The following is a 16,249-nucleotide window of genomic DNA, read 5'->3' as shown; positions in this document are numbered from 1 at the left end:
ATAGGTTTGCTGTCCCTTGGCGTCGCATCCGGGTTCGTGTATCTTCCAGTTCAAAAGGGCTCGGAGCCCACTCATGATGACACGGACCCTGCGTAGTAGACGCTTCGCAACACTGATGTTGACCTGCCTCATGAAACCCTCCCCATGAAGCTCAACCGCGCCAAGGCGACCTTCGGGCGCCACGAGACCTTCCCGCTGCGTTACGGCTGGCTGCCGAAAGGCTTCGAGGCGCTGGCGGACGATCCCGAGATCTTCTCACGGCCCGAAGACGCCATGATCCGACTCGGTGTCGGGCGCAACATGGTCAACGCCATCCACTACTGGTTGCAGGTCACCGGGTTGGTCAGCTTCGACAGCGGACGCGGCAAGGCGACACGCCTCGGCACCACCCTGCTCGGCACACGCGGCGACCCCTATCTTGAGGACGACGCGACACTCTGGATCCTCCACTGGCTGATCGCCTCCAACGCCGAGTCCGCGACCGGCTTCTTCTGGTTCTTCAACCGTTTTCCCATGCCGCGTTTTCGCGATGCCGACGCCCTGCGCGCCCTCGGCGAGTTCACCGAGCAGGAGCTGAAGGCACCGCGATCGGCGAGCACACTAAAATCCGACATCTCCACCCTGCTGCGCATGTATGCCGCGGAGGAGGGGCGCACCGACGAGCATCTCGACTCGCCCTTCGCACAGCTCGGGCTTGTCGAGAGCGACCCCGACGCCGGTTATCGCAGCCTGCGCGGTACACGCCCGGCGCTGCCGCCGGTTGCCCTGCAGTTTGCGCTCGCCCAACGCTTCGCCGCGCAGCCGCAGCAGCCGGCCCTGCCGATGCGCGTCGTCCTCTACAGCACCGAGGGCTGGGCCGCACCCGGTGCAGTGTTCCGCCTGACCGAGGACGGCCTCATGACCGGTCTCGCGCGTGTCATCGAGCAGGATCCCCGCAGCTACGAGCTGCGCGACACCGCCGGCGTGCACCAGCTTTACCGACGCGGCGAGGTCATCGACCCGATCGACATCCTCTCTCGGCACTACCGCGGGCGGGTCGCCGCATGAGGACGCCGAGATGATCGAGACCGACAAAGGCGCCGTCCGAGATATCATGGAATCAGACACCCGCATCCCACCAGCGAGACAACAACCCCCAGAAGGACCGCGACGTGACCATATTGGATCGTGTTATCCAGATCGGCACCGCCTACACGCGCTCGATCAACCTGACGCGCGATGCCGACGCGCCGGATCTGATCCGCGCCTATGTTCCGACATCGCGCGCCATCCAGGCACTGGGACGCATGGCGGATGGCCTTTCCGCAGGCACGCATCAGCGTGCCGTAGCGCTGATCGGACCCTATGGGACCGGGAAATCGGTGTTCGGCCTTTTCGCCGCCGCCGTCTTGTCGGAACCCGCAGCCGAGCAGCATTCCGCTGCGATGGGCGTGCTCGAGACCGCCGATCCCAAACTCGCTGCTCGTTTTCGCACCGCCCGACCGAACGGACGCGGTTTCCTGCGGGTCGCCATTAACGGCATCCCGGACTCGCTCGTTCGACAGTTGATGCTCGGCCTCGCGCTTGCCGTCGAACAGGCCGGCCTGCCCGCCGCCTTGATCGACGACGCCCTCGCCGCGGCCCAGCCCGGCACGCCGATGGACCATGTCCTGCACCTGATCGGACGCGTGCAGCGCGCATGGGCGCATGCCGGCGGAACAGGCGTCTTGATCGAGATCGACGAGCTCGGCAAATTTCTCGAATACGAGTCCTATCACCCGCAGCATCGCGAGATCCATCTGCTGCAATTGCTCGCCGAGCACGCACAAGCCGCAAGCGTTGCCCCGCTGTATTTGCTCGTCATGCTGCATCAGGCGTTCGAATACTACAGCCAGCGGCTCGGCAAGCAGTTGCGCGACGAATGGCAAAAGGTTCAGGGCCGTTTCGAGTCCATCGCCTTCATCGAGCCGGCGGAGCAATCGCTGCACATCGTCGGCGCCGCCTTCGAGCGCACCGCGCCCCTGCCGCAGAGCCTGTGTGCACAGCTCGACCGGATCACGGATGCACTCGAACGGCACGGTGCGCTCCCCGTCGGTCTGGACACCACGCAGGCCCGCGCACTCTTCGAGCGCTGCTACCCGCTGCATCCCATCACGCTCCTCATCCTCCCGACACTCTGTCAGAAGGTCGCGCAGAACGAGCGGACGCTCTTCTCCTATCTCGGCAGCGCCGAGCCGTTCGGCCTGCGCGAGCGCCTCGGGCGCTTACGCATGGGCGATTGGATCGGCCCCTGGGAGCTCTACGACTATTTCATCCTCAACCAATCCGGCAGCGTCTCCGACCCCTTGACCTATCACCGTTGGGTCGAGGTCATCACCGCGCTGGAGCGCTTTGACAGCGCCCCGGACGACCCCGCCGTGGATCTACTCAAGACCATCGGCCTGCTCAATCTCATCGGCGCGCAGCGCGGGCTCAAGGCCAGCGAGCCGCTGTTGCGTCTGCTGTTCGACGAGACCACACCCGATCTGCTGCGACGTCTTCAAGCCGTTTCCACCATCCATTTCCGCAGCTACAGCCAAGAGTGGCGCGTCTGGCAAGGCAGCGATTTCGATCTCGCCGCCGCCCTGCGCGAGGCCACCGCCGAGCAGGCGCAGCTTTCGCTGGTCGACACCCTGAACGCGATTGCCCCGCTGCGTCCGGTTGTCGCGCGGCGGGCCACCATCGAAAGCGGCACGGTGCGCGCCTTTACGCCGCGCTTTACCGCCGCGGACCGTTGGCCGCCGAAATCCATCGACACCGATCCGGCCGCCCTGGACGCGCTCGACCTCTGGCTTTACCTCGCCGAGGCACAAGAGCAGCCGACCCTCGAGGGCGCGCCCTTCAGAAGCGTCGTTGCGGTGTGCCACTTCACCGAGCGCCTGCATGAGTCGGTCGCGCAATGGATGGCCTTGCAGGATCTGCCGACGCGTCATGCGGCGCTCCACCACGACCCTGTCGCGCAGCGCGAGCACCGCGCCTGGCTCAACAACGCCGAGCTTGAGACCCTGCAGCTCATCCGCGCGCTGCTCGACGAACCCGAGGCGCTGCGCTGGTATTGGAAGGGTAGGGAACGTCCGGCCCAAGAGCGTCCGGTGAAAGACCGTCGCGATCTCCAAATGCAGCTCTCGGCCTGGGTGCAGGACATCTGCTACCCGAAGTCGCCGCGCCTGCGCAACGAGCTCATCAACCGCGATCGTACCTCGCCGAGCGCCAATCTCGGCCGCAAGCGCCTGATCCTCGCCATGCTCGAAGCGCCCGACCGACCCGATCTCGGCATCGAGAAGACACCGGCAGAGAAGAGCCTTTATCTTTCGCTGCTCAAGCAAAGCGGTCTGCATCGTCGCGTCGACAGCGAGACGGTTTACGCACTCCATGTCCCATCGGACCCGGATCCCTGTCGTCTAAAACCCCTTTGGGAAGAAATCGACAAGATCCTCGGGGCGGCCGGCGACCGTCAGGTCGGTTTGCCCGAGATCTATGCCCGACTGCAGCGTCCGCCTTTTGGTGCCAAGCTCGGCCCTCTGCCCGTCTTGATCATTGCCTATCTGCTGGCGAACCGCCGCGAGGTCGCCTTCTACCAGGAAGGCGCCTTCTGCGAAGCGCTGACCGTCGAGCAAGCCGAGCTGCTGTGTCGACGCCCCGAGCTCTTTGCCCTGGAACGCTTCGACCTCGGCGGACTGCGCGGCGAGATCTTCGATCGCTACATCAAAGACATTGTCGGACGTGTTCGCGAGGACGCAACACTGCTCGATATCGTGCGCCCGCTGGTGCGCTTCATCTCCGGCTTGCCCGAATACACCCAGCGCTGCAAGACTCTAAGCCCCGAGGCGGCGCAGGTGCGCGACGCCTTTCAGGGTGCACGCAGCCCCGGCGCCTTACTGTTCGATGCACTCCCGCGTGCCTGCGGCATCGCCATCGGCGACTTTGCGACGGCCGATCCGGCACGGGTCGAGCCATTCATCGCGCGATTGCGTGATGTCTTTAAAGAACTGAACGAGGCCTATCCGACCCTGCTCGAACACTGGCAGGCCGAGCTGGCTCGGGTGCTGATCGCTGCGCCGGTGACGGATCTCGCAGCCCTGCGCGCCGCCGTGACCGAGCGCTATCAGGGGCTGGATCGCCTCACCCCCGACCGCATGGGCCTCGGTGCCCTGATCCGCCGTCTCTGCGATACCGTACACGACTCCGACCAGGCGTGGCTCGAATCCGTTGCAACCCTGCTCGGCAAGATGCCCCCGACCAAGTGGCACGAGGAAACCCGTCGACTCGCCGAGTTGCGTCTGCGCGATCTCGGCAACCAGTTACAGGATCTCGAACGACTCCGACTCGGCAAGGTCAACAACCACGATCCCGATGCCGACGGACGCAACGGCGATCCCCTGCTGATGAAGAGCGTCGACAGCCGGCATGGCGAGATCAGCCGCGTCATCCATCTCTCGGATGCACAGCGAAAATCCGCCACCGCCCGTGCCGAACGCATCGCCGCGACACTTGCCGACGTCCCCGAAAGCGATCGACTCGCCGTCCTCGCCATGCTCTGGGAGCGATTCGCCCGGACCGAACCAACAGGAGAAGCCACCCATGAATGACGAGAAACCCGCCAAGCCGGTCCGCCATCTTCTCGGTCTCTCCGGCGGCAAGGACAGCTCCGCCCTCGCCATCTATCTGCGCGATCGCATTCCCGAGATGGAATACTTCTTTGCGGATACCGGGGCGGAGCTTCCAGAGACCTTGGAGTATATCGATCTGTTGGAGGATTATTTGGGGAAGCCGATTGCCAAGCTGAATGCGCGACGCGATTTTGACTATTATCTCAAGCTCCACAACAACTATTTACCCTCGCCGCGACAGCGCTGGTGCACGATCAACCTGAAGCTGCTTCCTTTTGAAAACTATGTCGGAGACGACGATGTCATCTCCTATATCGCCATTCGTGCCGACGAGCCCGCGCGCGCTGGATACCTTTCGACCAAGCCAAATATCAAGACATGCTTCCCCTTCAAGGAAGATGGGCTGAACAAGGAAGACATCACTCAAATCTTGGAGGAATCCGGCCTGGGCCTTCCGAAATACTACAGTTGGCGAAGCCGATCCGGATGTTACTTCTGTTTTTTTCAACGTCATGAAGAGTGGGTAGGGCTTCAAAAGAATCATCCCGAGCTTTACGAGCGCGCGAAAGAATACGAAAAAAGCGAAGTCGAGTCAGGGAAAATCTACACCTGGAACCAAGCCGGTACATTGGACGAAATCGTCAGCCGCGCTCAGCTCGCACCTGAAAAGAAAAAGAGTCCAGCGCGTCCGAAGAAACTGATCGATCAGTTGTCGGATTCAGATGATGACCCTGATGATGCGTGTCTGATCTGCACTTTGTAGTGATGAATCGTATCCAAGAGTTATTCAGCAAGGTCCGTGTCCAGGTCGGGCGCGGCGGCGCACCCCATTTGCACAAGCCGCTGCTCCTATTGCTGGCACTTGGTCGATGCTGGAATGGCGAGGAACGAATGGAGCGCTTCAGTGTATACGATCGCGACCTCAGTTCTTTGTTCGCTCGATTTTACCCATATGCGCTTGAGCATTCAAATACCCATTACCCATTCGGCCGATTGGAGGGCGATGGTCTATGGGAGATCGAAGATAGCGCAAGTCTCAAGAGAACGAGCGTTGGCCATTTGTGGAAGTCACAACTATTCCAGCGCGATATACATGGTGGATTCACGGCTGACGTCTTCGCTGCGTTGACGCAGGATCGATCGTTCGCCTTTCGGATTGCAACAGACCTGATATCGCGTTTTTTTGACGTCTCTCAACATGCTAGCCTTTTCGCAGCCGTCGGCTTGCCGACTTCGTGGGAAATGACTTGTGACTCCGAGACTTTCCGGGTCGGCGATTCCGAAAGCGAGGGGAAAGAGCAGAATCGAAAACCAAACCTCGCCTCATTGTCCATAAGGGCGCCGCGCGAGACTCAAGGAGCAGCGCACATGCATCAAAACGGACTCATTTCGTACCTTAATTCATTACATAATGTCGGTGCTTCCGGGGCGAATGCGCTGGCCGAATCTCAGGCGCTCAACGAGTATTTCTTCGAGATTTATGAGCCCTTCGAGATCGTCGATGCAATTTGCGACGTCTTGACCGCAGGCACGGATCACGTTGTCGTGCTCACGGGACATGCAGGCGACGGCAAGTCTACCGTCGCGCTAGATGTCTTCAAAAGATTGTCGGGGCTTTCTCCAGTAGCGCCGCTGACAGCCGCCCTAAAGGAAGTTGAAGCTGTTGCAGATCCGGCAAACGGCGGTCGGTTGATCCATGTCCTGAAAGACATGAGCGAACTGAGTGCTGCCGTGCGTTTGCAGAAGCTCGAAATGAGCTTTGGCGAGCCCGGATCATGGCTGATCGTCAGCAATACCGGTCCTTTACTCAATACTTTACGAGAGTTCTCGGAGCGAAGGCAGGCGTTGCCGGACATCGAGAGCAGGATCCTTGCCTATCTCAACCGGCCCTACGTTAAGGACGATATCGAGTCGCACATTCTGAGGATGTTCCCGAAGGATCTGTTGATTCTGAATATGGCTCGCTTGGACAATGTGTCACTAGGAGCCCGTGTCCTAACTCGAATGATCAATCACACCGGCTGGGCGAAGTGCAACGCGTGCGAGGCCCAGTCGGCGTGTCCTTTGCTTCTGAACCAGCGTGCGCTGAAAGCGACCGAAGGGGGCGCCGAAGAACGCGTTCGGTGGATCTATCAACGGCTCAACGCGTACGAGCAGCGGCTGACATTGCGGCAGATGATCGCGCAGCTCGCGTTTGCGATGACAGGCGGGATGACCTGCAAGGAAGCGAAGAACCTGGTTCTGGAATCGCCTTCGGAAGGCATCGATAAGGGCACCGGCGGGTTGGAAGGGATTCTGTTCAGCGAAGGATTCTTCGGATACCGAAACGGCAAACCTGTTCAAGAAGCCGGCGGTCTTACGGCTGTTCAGTTGCTTCGACGCCAAGTTTTCGGCGGCCCGATTGCTGTTGATTTCGAACGAGAATTGCTTTCATCGAACGGTAATGGTTGGGCGACCCTTCCCGAGTGGTTGAAGCCTCTGAGTGGACGCTGGCGGCTGCGGGGTCAGGAATCCCCGGGGGTTCAATGGCGATTTGCGCAAAGACGCATGCTCTATATTTTCGGTCAACCGATCCCGAGCGGGAAGGCGGCAGCCGAGACATTCTGGGCGACATTCCTGCAGTCACCTCGACTCCGCGATTTTGATCTGTGGTCGTCTCAGCAAGAGCTGATCATCAGCTACGGAGAACGCAGCCGACTTTGCCGCGCTTGCTTGAGGGTACTTCTGGAGATCTTCTCGGGCTTCAGCGCCGGGCAGTTCCGTCATGATCAAGAACGCCTATACCTGACGTTACGCCGACCTGATCGCGCCGTCATCCAGCCAACGCAGTTTGTGATGGCGACGCTTTCGTTTCAGGACTTCGACCTTGCCTACGATGTATCCCGCCGCCTTCCTCTTCTCCAGTTTCGCAATGGTGTTGTCAAGCTGCCCTTGACTTTACCTCTGCTCGATTTCATCGAGAACCGTGTTTCCGGTGATCTGGGGAGTGAGCTCGCTCGGATTCATTTAGCGCAGTTGGAGTGGTTCCGCGCCGAACTACTCAGGGTGCTCGGCGACAGCTCTGATTCGTTTCGGATACAATTGCTTCGCGCCGGAATCGATGGGCAGGTTCATGCGCATCGATATCTTCTGGACAACAACCGGCAGGTATTGGAGGTCGATCAATGATGACGACATCGCCGACAACAGACGCGATCAATGAGTATGTTCGGCCTTTTCCCAAGAACGCCAACATCAACGGTTCAAGTGCCGATAAGACAAACTCGGCAATTCGACTATACGGAAGGAGGTTCTACAAAGATCAAACGCCTGTAGAATATCTTGCGGAGTTCTTGTTGGTATTTGCTTCGCCAAAGCTCAAGGATGGTGCGGGTGACTACTGTTTCGAAATTCTAGCCGAGCAAGGTGGTTCCTACGGTTATTGGCCGATGGATCGCATCGCGTTGAAGTTATTTGCATTTTTTCCGACATCCAAACTTGAAACAAGGCATCCGGTACATCGCGAAGCCTATTTTACGGCTATTCAAAATCTTCGAGATGCAGTTGAAGGCAGCTCGGATCAAAAGGAGGAAACTATCCGATTGATTCAGAGTTTGCTCGGCGGGTTCGTCGGCGTCGCAAAGAACCGGACCTGGGTAACCTATAGCTTTTTGCCCGCATCGAAAGCACTACTCGGACGCGAGCTTGATTGGCTTCAGTCAGATGCGAAAAAGGATGCTGAATTAACTGATTGGGAAGATGCAAAGAAACACTTTGCAACGGATCGCCATAATTTTATGGCGAGAGGTGGCGAGTTGTTGTTTTTGCAGCTCGCAAACCTGTTCTCCGATCCGGCTGCCCCGGAGTTGTTGAAGTTGATGCAACGGGTCGAGTATCGACATATTGGCGACTTCAGTATCAGCGAACGGAAGAAGCGTGTTCAACTCGGTCTCCGTGCGATTCTCGAGGACGCAATCCGGCCCCTGAATGACTTGGTTTCGATGATCGAGGCACGGCTTTCATCTCTGACTCTTAAGGAAGATGGCAAGGTTGCATCCCTTGGTTGGGCACCATTGGTGAGTCGCACCGAGGCCCTTCTGTTTGCCGTTGAAATTGACAACATCTGTGCCCTCAGTCTGAGTTCTCTCGAAAAGCTCGATCTGCTTCAGACACTGTGTTGCGTTCAGGTTCTGAGAAGTCTTTGCTTTCAAGCGAGACGGGTTGATCAAGGTGAGGGTGACACTTTTGGATTTTGTGGCAACTATACCTGGGTTGCGAGCGATCCGGAGGGATCTTCCGGATCCCCGATTAGACAGATGTCTCAGGCGTCTGTCACTAAAATTGAAGCTTTGCTCTACAGGGTTTTAAGGAACAAGCAGCTTGGAGGGAAAGGCGGGAGTATCACCGAAGCTGATAAGCACGGGTTTCAAATATTTCGGAAGATCGCAAAAGAAATCGGTCTGATGATACCGATTAAAGGTCCTGGTCAGCGATTTTCACTGAATCCACGTTTGGTTCGGTTTCTTGTTGCAGCTCTTGTGCGCCCCGGAGAACATCTACCGCTCGACAAGTTTTATGAGCGTGTATTTGCACACTACGGCATCGTGCTCGGTGGTCATCCTTTGGCAGAAGCTCTCAAATGGTCCGGCGCTGTCGGTCATCAAAAAAGTTATGGGGTCGACGTCAGTACCGGGTGGGTCGAGGAAACGCTGCAACAAGGGGGCTTCCTCATTGAGCTTTCCGACGCTGTTTCAATTGTCCATAATCCTGACGGAATCCGCGAGGCCAGAGGATGAATCTCTTCGTTGACAGTCTGGCGGAGTATCTATGGGTCGAGTGGGATCGAGTACTATCCGAATCCGATGGGCCGAGAGAAGCAAGATTCATCATTCAAAGTCTTGCTCCTGTCAATACATTCGACCTCTTCGCCGCACTTGAGAAACATCGCGTTCAGTGGTCTCAGCACGCACGGATCGAGTGCCATTTCAAGGTCGCAGCCGGCCTCTGGAATGATTGGCGTCGGGAGTACAGTCAAAGCGTGCTGGATCAGGAGATGGCCGCACATGGCGCACCGGGCGCGACTGAAGAGCACGGTTGGATCGATTTGGAAGATCGTCTGACCTGGTACCGGAATCGGACTCGCAGCTCTGATACAGCGGGTTTAGTCGTCGTGTTGCTCGGTCTCAACCATGCATCGGATCAAGGTGGGTTGGCCAACTTCCACGTCGTTGACGAGCGTCGCTTATGGCAGCGCATGGAAGCCGGCTTCGCGTCCTGGATCGAGCGCATCAATAGCCATTACGGACTTTCGGCGAGTCAGACGGAGATCGACCGCTTCGATTCCATTTTGCAAGACTTGTTTCAGACACGGCCACGGCAACTAGAACGCCTATCCGGCTTCCTTCAAAACGAGGTCATCGGCGACGGCCAAGACCTTTATGCGCTCTCCGATGTCGTCGAGCGTTTCTATGCGAAATTACCCTTCTGGGAAATCCCACCGTTTTTCGACGTGAAGTCGGATCGCAAGAACGCCGGGCTGCTGAAGGATGCTGCGACCTTTATTTCGCATCAGCGGTTCAAAACAGCCGCGGAGCAGAAGAAGGCTTGGAAGAAGATCCAGGAGGCTCTCGACGAGGATCGGCTTGAGCTGCCGACGACGCTGGACGGTCTATCGCTTTACGACAGCCCGAAGGCGTTTTCCGAGACTCTGTGCGCCTTCATCCACGAGGCGGATGCCAAGGCGCGGGAACGGTTGCTGCAAACCGACATCGGCCCCGTGCTGCGGATGCTGAAGACGAAGACTAAGGAGGGGACGGGCAGTACACCCAAGAAACCGGTCAATCTCAACGGCCAAAGTCTCGATGCCTTCCTGCAGGCGGTCTGGCTGACCCTGCTGGAGTTTCAGAAACGTCGGGGCAGCAGCGCATTGGCCGAGACGCTCGCCTCGGTGCGGATCGAGCTGGTGGCCTTTCGGCATGATCTGCAGGCGGACGAGGACGCCGGTCTCGGGAGCGAGATCTTGGCGAAGGAGCTTTTGCAGGGCTGTCTCGGCGGCATCGTCGAGGTGCTGGAGCGGGTCGAGTGGCGCTTACCGATCGATGGAGATCAGCTCGGGGCGGCGCGCGAGGATTGGGGGCGGGTGATCCCGATCTGCATGGAGCTTGACCTGGACGGCATCAGCTACGGGGCTAACCGTGGCCGGCCGCATCTGCACTTTAAGGTGATCTTGGAGACCGAGGAGGGGGAGGGCGATATGGCGCGGCCCTTCCACTGGTCCATCGGGCCGACCCAGCCGGAACGGGTGCGGCGCCTCTGCGCGAAGACCGTGCTGGAGCGTTGGGACGAAGCGCCGAATCCGCATCGCATCCTGCCGGCGTTTTGCATCCCCTCGGTGGTGATGACGGCGCTCTACTACGCCGCCGACGAGGACGAGGCGAATCGTCTGGTGAGCCAGGCGCTCAACGAGCTGAGCCTGGTCGATCTCCTCGAAGGGGTTTCTCGAAATCGCGTTGATCCGTCGCTGTGGCAGGCCGTGCTGACCCTCTCCGGTGCCTATCGCGACTGGCTGAAACGCTACCTGGAGCAGGGCTACTACCAGGCTATTTCGCATGATTTTTTGCCTGTCATGCAGTCGTACCTTGCGCTGGCCGAGCAGGTGCTCGATCCGTCGCTGAGCGGCAGCAGCGAGCTGCTGCGACGTTTCTACAAAGCCTTCCTGCTGGTCGACGAGGAGATGGTCCCGAATGATGGCTTTCTGCGCTCGGCCATCGTCTGGGGGATCAGCCCGTCGGTGCTGGAGCTGACCTTCGCACGCCAACGCTTTCTGTGCGACGGCTTTCCGGAAGCGGCGGCCGAGCTGGCGCTCGGTCACGACGGCAAGTCCGCCTTCAACCAATTGCTGAAGCTGGCCGAGATTCATCGGCCGCTGGCCGGTCTGGTGGTGGATCAGACCGGACGACTTTCGGCGGAGATCAAATCGTTCGGCCTGCTGCATCATCTCGGGCCGGAGCGCGACGGCGAGAAGAGCCTGGCGGTGCAGACCCTGCTGCGCGAGGAGGAGAGCGACGACGACGATGATGTCTCCGAGATCACCCGCCCAACCGAGGAAAGCGAGGTGGTGGTGCGGGTGCTGGAGGATTATCGCCAGCTTTATCCGTTCGCCGAGGACGGGATGCGCATCCTGGCCCTGCATGTCGAGGAGCTGGGCACCATCCTCTCCGGGGTGGATCGCTTCCTGCGCGCCTATCTGAAGAGCACTCCGCGCGATTGGCCGGCCTTTCACTGCGAGGTGATGGTCTATTCGACCTCGTCCTCGCCGATGGCGATGGAGAGTCGGCTTTCGGCCTGGCGCCATCAGCTCGCCGAGGCGCACCGCGAGAGCGGGCGGCCCCTGGTGTTGTCGGTCGGTCATCGGTTCGCGCCGGATCGGGGGCGGATGGTCGACCTGCTGACGCAGGAGCGTCGGCTCTACGACATCGCCTTCCTGTTTCATTTTCTCGAAGGCGACCTGACCGGCAAGGCCGAGCCGGCGTTGCCGTTCCAGTTCGATTTCAACGCCAGCAATATCGGGCAGTTTCCGATCTGCGAATATCCCCGTCCTATCCAGGCCGGCGACCCCTGGCGTCGGCAGAGCCTGCTGAGCAATCGGCGCCTGCAGATCCAGACACGCCATGCGGATCTCTCGGCGCGTCTGCGCCATGATCTGAATCCGCACAAGGATCATCTGATCTTCGGGCAGATCGACTACTCACCATGGCGGGATGTCGTGGAGGCGCTGCATGCCAAGGCGCAATGGGTCGCCTGCATCGATCCCTTCGTGGACAAGCGCCTTCTGCGCACCGGAGAGGGGGACGAGCGGCGCAAGATCGTCGGCTTTACCTCCGGGCTGGGCGACTACGGCGAGCTGAATCTCTCGATCTCCACACAGCAGGACACCTTGGCGCAGCTCGCCGGTCTGGTGCGGGGTCAGTTGGCCGGCCTGATGCCCTATCAGAACACGGCCGCGCTGGACGGCATGGCGGCGAAGGTGGTGAACGAGGCCGAGGAGGTGATCGGTCTCTCGGCGCTGCGCGCGGTGGTGGGCGACAGCGAGCGTGTGCGCGAGGTGGTCGGCTTCGCCGCGATCCGGCGCGCCCTGGCGGTGCCGGACGCGGCCATGTCGCAACTGCTGCCGGTCGATTCGCTGCTGCACTGGTTTGCGGGGAGCGATGTCACCCACCGTCCGGATCTGTTGCAGTTGTCCCTGATCCCGCGCGAGAACGATCTGCCGTTGCTGCATGCGGTGGTGATCGAGTGCAAGTTCGCGCAACAGAACCCCGCGCATCTGATCAAGGCGAGCGACCAGGTCCAGGAGGGGCTCGCGCACCTGATGCCGCTGCTGGCGCCCAATCGCAATGATCTGAGGCGGGTGAGCTTCGATCGGCGCTACTGGTGGGCGCAACTGCAACGCGCGGTCACCTCGCGGGCGGTCGTGCAACTCTCGGAGATCGAATGGCGCAAGCTCGATCGAGCCTTGGAGAACCTGGCCGAGGGCTATTACGAGATGTCCTGGCAGGGCGCCATTTTCACCTTCTGGACCAACGAAGCCGGTCCGCAGCCCGTGCTGACCCCGATGGCGCTGCAGTCGGGCGTGGTTGCGGCGCCGTTCACCGTACCGAACGATTTCGCGCTCTGGCATGTGGCGCTCGGCCACGAGGGCCTGACTGCACTGTTCGCGGAGGACGCACCGCAGGGCTCGGTGGCCTTGGGCGAGCAGAGGATTGCCATTCGCTCGACGGTCAGGCGCGCAGATGAAGAGACGGAGCCGGTCGGGGTCCGGTCTGATGCGGCGAAGGTCGAGGCTGCGGATCGGACGTCCTTCGAGCGCGCAGGGGTCTCGGTAGCGTCGCCCGCAGCAGAAGCCGCGGATACGTCCGTGACCGAGACGCCGATTCGGGTGGTGCGGCGGAGTGTGATTCCGCCGGTCTCGCGCGACGAGGACACGGGGGTTGCTGCGTCGGGCGAGAAGGCCGACGACGCACCGATCATCACGCCCGATGGATCCGATGCTGCGGAAGTGGTTCCCGATGCCTCGAGTGGTGTCGTTCGGCGGATCATGCGCTGGCCGCTGTTCGGGCGGAAGACCGGTGAAGGGGAGACTGAACCCGCGCTGACGACTAATCCCGGGAACCCGAAGGAGTCGGGGAAGGGGCATGTGGTCCGGCGCATGGAGCCCTTGAAACCCAGAGTGAAGGTGCCGCCGGTCGACCCGGTGCGATACGGCCGCGAGGCAACGGTGCCCGTCCAGGGCACGTCGAACGACGGGGGCTGGGATCCCGAGCGGATGGTGGCCACCCCGCCAGGTGAGGGATCACCGGCGCCGGCCGGGCCGGCCGTGATGTCGAATCAGGCGACATCGACGGTTACGGTCAAGGTCGATCCAATCCTCAAGAGCCCACCGCCTGCGGCCGACCCGGTTCCGGAGAAGATCCTGATCGGCACCCGGAGCAACGGTGAGCCGGTCTATTGGCATTACGGGGATAAGCGCCTTCAGAACCGTCACCTGCTGGCCTTCGGCGCCTCCGGATCGGGCAAGACATACGGCATTCAGTGCCTGCTCGCCGAGATGGCCGCCCAGGGATTGCGCTCGCTCATCGTCGATTACACCGACGGTTTCCTGCCGAATCAGGTCGAAGAGCGCTTTACGGCGATCGCCAAGCCGCTTAACCATTTCGTCTTCACCGAGAAGCTGCCGCTGAACCCCTTTCGACGTCAACGCCAGGTCATCGACCCTGCGTTACCGGCCGTCGACGAGAAGCCCTATGACGTCGCCACGCGGGTTTCGAGCATCTTCACCTCGGTCTTCGAGACCATGGGCGATCAACAACAGTCCGCGCTGGTGCGCGTCATCGACGCCGGCATCACCGGCTCCAGCACCTTCTCGTTGCCCAAGCTCTTGGACGGACTGCGCGGCGATGGTCAATACGGCGAGAGTCTGGCCAATAAGCTGGAACCCTTGATCAAATCCGAGCCGTTCCGCGAGGGTGCAGACTCGGCCTGGGCCGAGATGCTCGCCTCGCCCGACGCCTGGGTCCATGTGCTTCAACTCAAAGGGCTGGCCCGCGATATCCAACGACTCGTCACCGAGTTCACACTCTGGGATCTCTACGACTACGCGACCAGCACCGGGAGTCAGTATCGACCTATTCCTGTGGTGCTCGACGAGATCCAGAACCTCGATCACCGCAGCGATTCACCCATCGACAAAATGCTGCGCGAGGGCCGAAAATTCGGCCTCTCCCTGATTCTCGCCACGCAGACCACGAGCCAATTCAACCAAGAGCAACGCGATCGCCTCTTCCAGGCCGGCCATAAGCTCTTCTTCAAGCCCGCCGACACCGAGATCGACCGTTTCGCCGTTCTACTGAGTCAAGCCACCGGCGATTCCAAAGCCGAATGGAGCCAACGCCTCGCCAAGCTGACCAAAGGTCAATGTTGGTCGCTGGGCGGGGTGCTGACCTCAAGCGGTGGGCTTCAAACGAAGCCCCTGTTGGTGAATGTGACGGCGCTGGAGGAGCGGGCGTTTGCGAAAGGTGCCTGAGGCGATGCAAACGAACCCTACACGGATGAAGCTTCCGCAAGCGGCCATGTCATGAGCGATCCGGCCCTGAGTAGCTACAAGCATGCCGTCGTGGCTGATTACGACTCCCCGTGGAAGACGGTCCTGGAACGCTATTTTCCGGATTTTCTGGCCTTCTTCTTCCCCGACGCCCATGCCGGTATCGACTGGACGCACGGTTACAGCCTGCTCGACAAGGAACTGCAAAAAGTGGTGCGCGATGCCAAGCTCGGTCGTTGCTGGGCCGATTCGCTGATCCGTGTCACCAGTCTGGAGGGAGAAGAGGACTGGCTTCTCGTGCATGTCGAAGTCCAGGGGCGCAACCAAGCGGATTTCGCTCAACGCATGTTTGTCTACAATTACCGGCTCTACGATCGTTATGCCAAGCCGGTGGTGAGTCTGGCGGTGCTGGGCGAACCGAGTCGAAGCAACCACGGCGAGTTTGGCTATGCGCGTTGGGGTTGCCGCATGAGTCTGCGGTTTCCCTTGGTCAGCTTAGCCGCCTATCGGACACGCCGAACGGAGCTCGAGATCGACTGGGTCCTGACGCTGCCCGAGGGACTGGAGCAGCAGTTGTGGTCCGAAGTCCAGCAATTCGACGAGGAAAAGCACATGCATTACTTGAGCAGCATCGAGCGGATGGCACAGCAAAAAGGCATCGAGCAAGGTATCGAGCAAGGCACCGAACAGGGCATCAAGCAGGGCATCGGCGAAGGCCAAGCCAAGCTGCTGCATGTCTTAGTCCAGCAACGTTTCGGCCAGGTACCGCCCGAGATCGAAGCGCTGATCCGCAGCGCGCGCCCTGATCAGTTGGAACAATGGGCGCTGCTGATTCTGGACGCGCAATGTTTGGAGGATGTGTTCGGGTTGACGGGAGAACATTGAGTTCTGTCCTGAGTCGGCCTTGTTCGTAACTCCAGTCACCACGGCGCGAGAAGTGCGTCGTCAGGCCATCTTGGCCTGACATGATCAGGGCTGGAAGCCCTGACGACGCATGGGGTGCGCGCTGCTGGTCGGGATAACGATCAAGGCCGCCTTGTTCACA

At 60.2% G+C, this 16,249-nt stretch carries 7 protein-coding genes; all 7 read left to right on the top strand.

The window, feature by feature from the left end:
* The first annotated feature begins 144 nt into the window (after positions 1-144).
* Positions 145-1,047, top strand: a complete 903-nt coding sequence (locus tag B4N44_RS02230) for a DUF4007 family protein (RefSeq protein WP_296696499.1) — start codon at positions 145-147, stop codon at positions 1,045-1,047.
* 104 nt (positions 1,048-1,151) lie between these two features.
* Positions 1,152-4,607 carry a hypothetical protein gene (locus B4N44_RS02225; protein ID WP_296696497.1) on the top strand — a complete coding sequence of 1,152 codons (3,456 nt, stop codon included), beginning with the start codon at positions 1,152-1,154 and terminating at the stop codon, positions 4,605-4,607.
* Positions 4,600-5,391 (top strand): phosphoadenosine phosphosulfate reductase family protein, encoded by a 792-nt coding sequence (locus B4N44_RS02220; protein WP_296696494.1) that lies wholly within the window; start codon positions 4,600-4,602, stop codon positions 5,389-5,391. Before B4N44_RS02225 ends, B4N44_RS02220 begins: the two co-directional genes overlap by 8 nt.
* The gene (locus B4N44_RS02215) at positions 5,370-7,796 is read left to right on the top strand and encodes a hypothetical protein (protein ID WP_296696490.1); all 2,427 of its coding nucleotides are present in this window, start codon (positions 5,370-5,372) and stop codon (positions 7,794-7,796) included. The genes B4N44_RS02220 and B4N44_RS02215 overlap by 22 nt, the downstream gene beginning before the upstream one ends.
* A complete protein-coding gene (locus tag B4N44_RS02210; RefSeq protein WP_296696489.1) occupies positions 7,793-9,403 on the top strand; it encodes a hypothetical protein in 1,611 nt (536 codons plus the stop codon). The genes B4N44_RS02215 and B4N44_RS02210 overlap by 4 nt, the downstream gene beginning before the upstream one ends.
* On the top strand, positions 9,400-15,186 hold the full coding sequence (locus B4N44_RS02205) for an ATP-binding protein (RefSeq protein ID WP_296696486.1): 5,787 nt from the start codon (positions 9,400-9,402) through the stop codon (positions 15,184-15,186). Before B4N44_RS02210 ends, B4N44_RS02205 begins: the two co-directional genes overlap by 4 nt.
* A 51-nt stretch (positions 15,187-15,237) precedes the next feature.
* Positions 15,238-16,089 (top strand): DUF4351 domain-containing protein, encoded by an 852-nt coding sequence (locus B4N44_RS02200; protein WP_296696484.1) that lies wholly within the window; start codon positions 15,238-15,240, stop codon positions 16,087-16,089.
* Positions 16,090-16,249: the final 160 nt, after the last annotated feature.

This window comes from Thiocapsa sp. UBA6158 (assembly GCF_002423035.1).
In the GTDB taxonomy this organism is placed as follows: Bacteria; Pseudomonadota; Gammaproteobacteria; order Chromatiales; family Chromatiaceae; genus Thiocapsa.
This window is presented reverse-complemented; position numbering and strand designations above follow the sequence as displayed.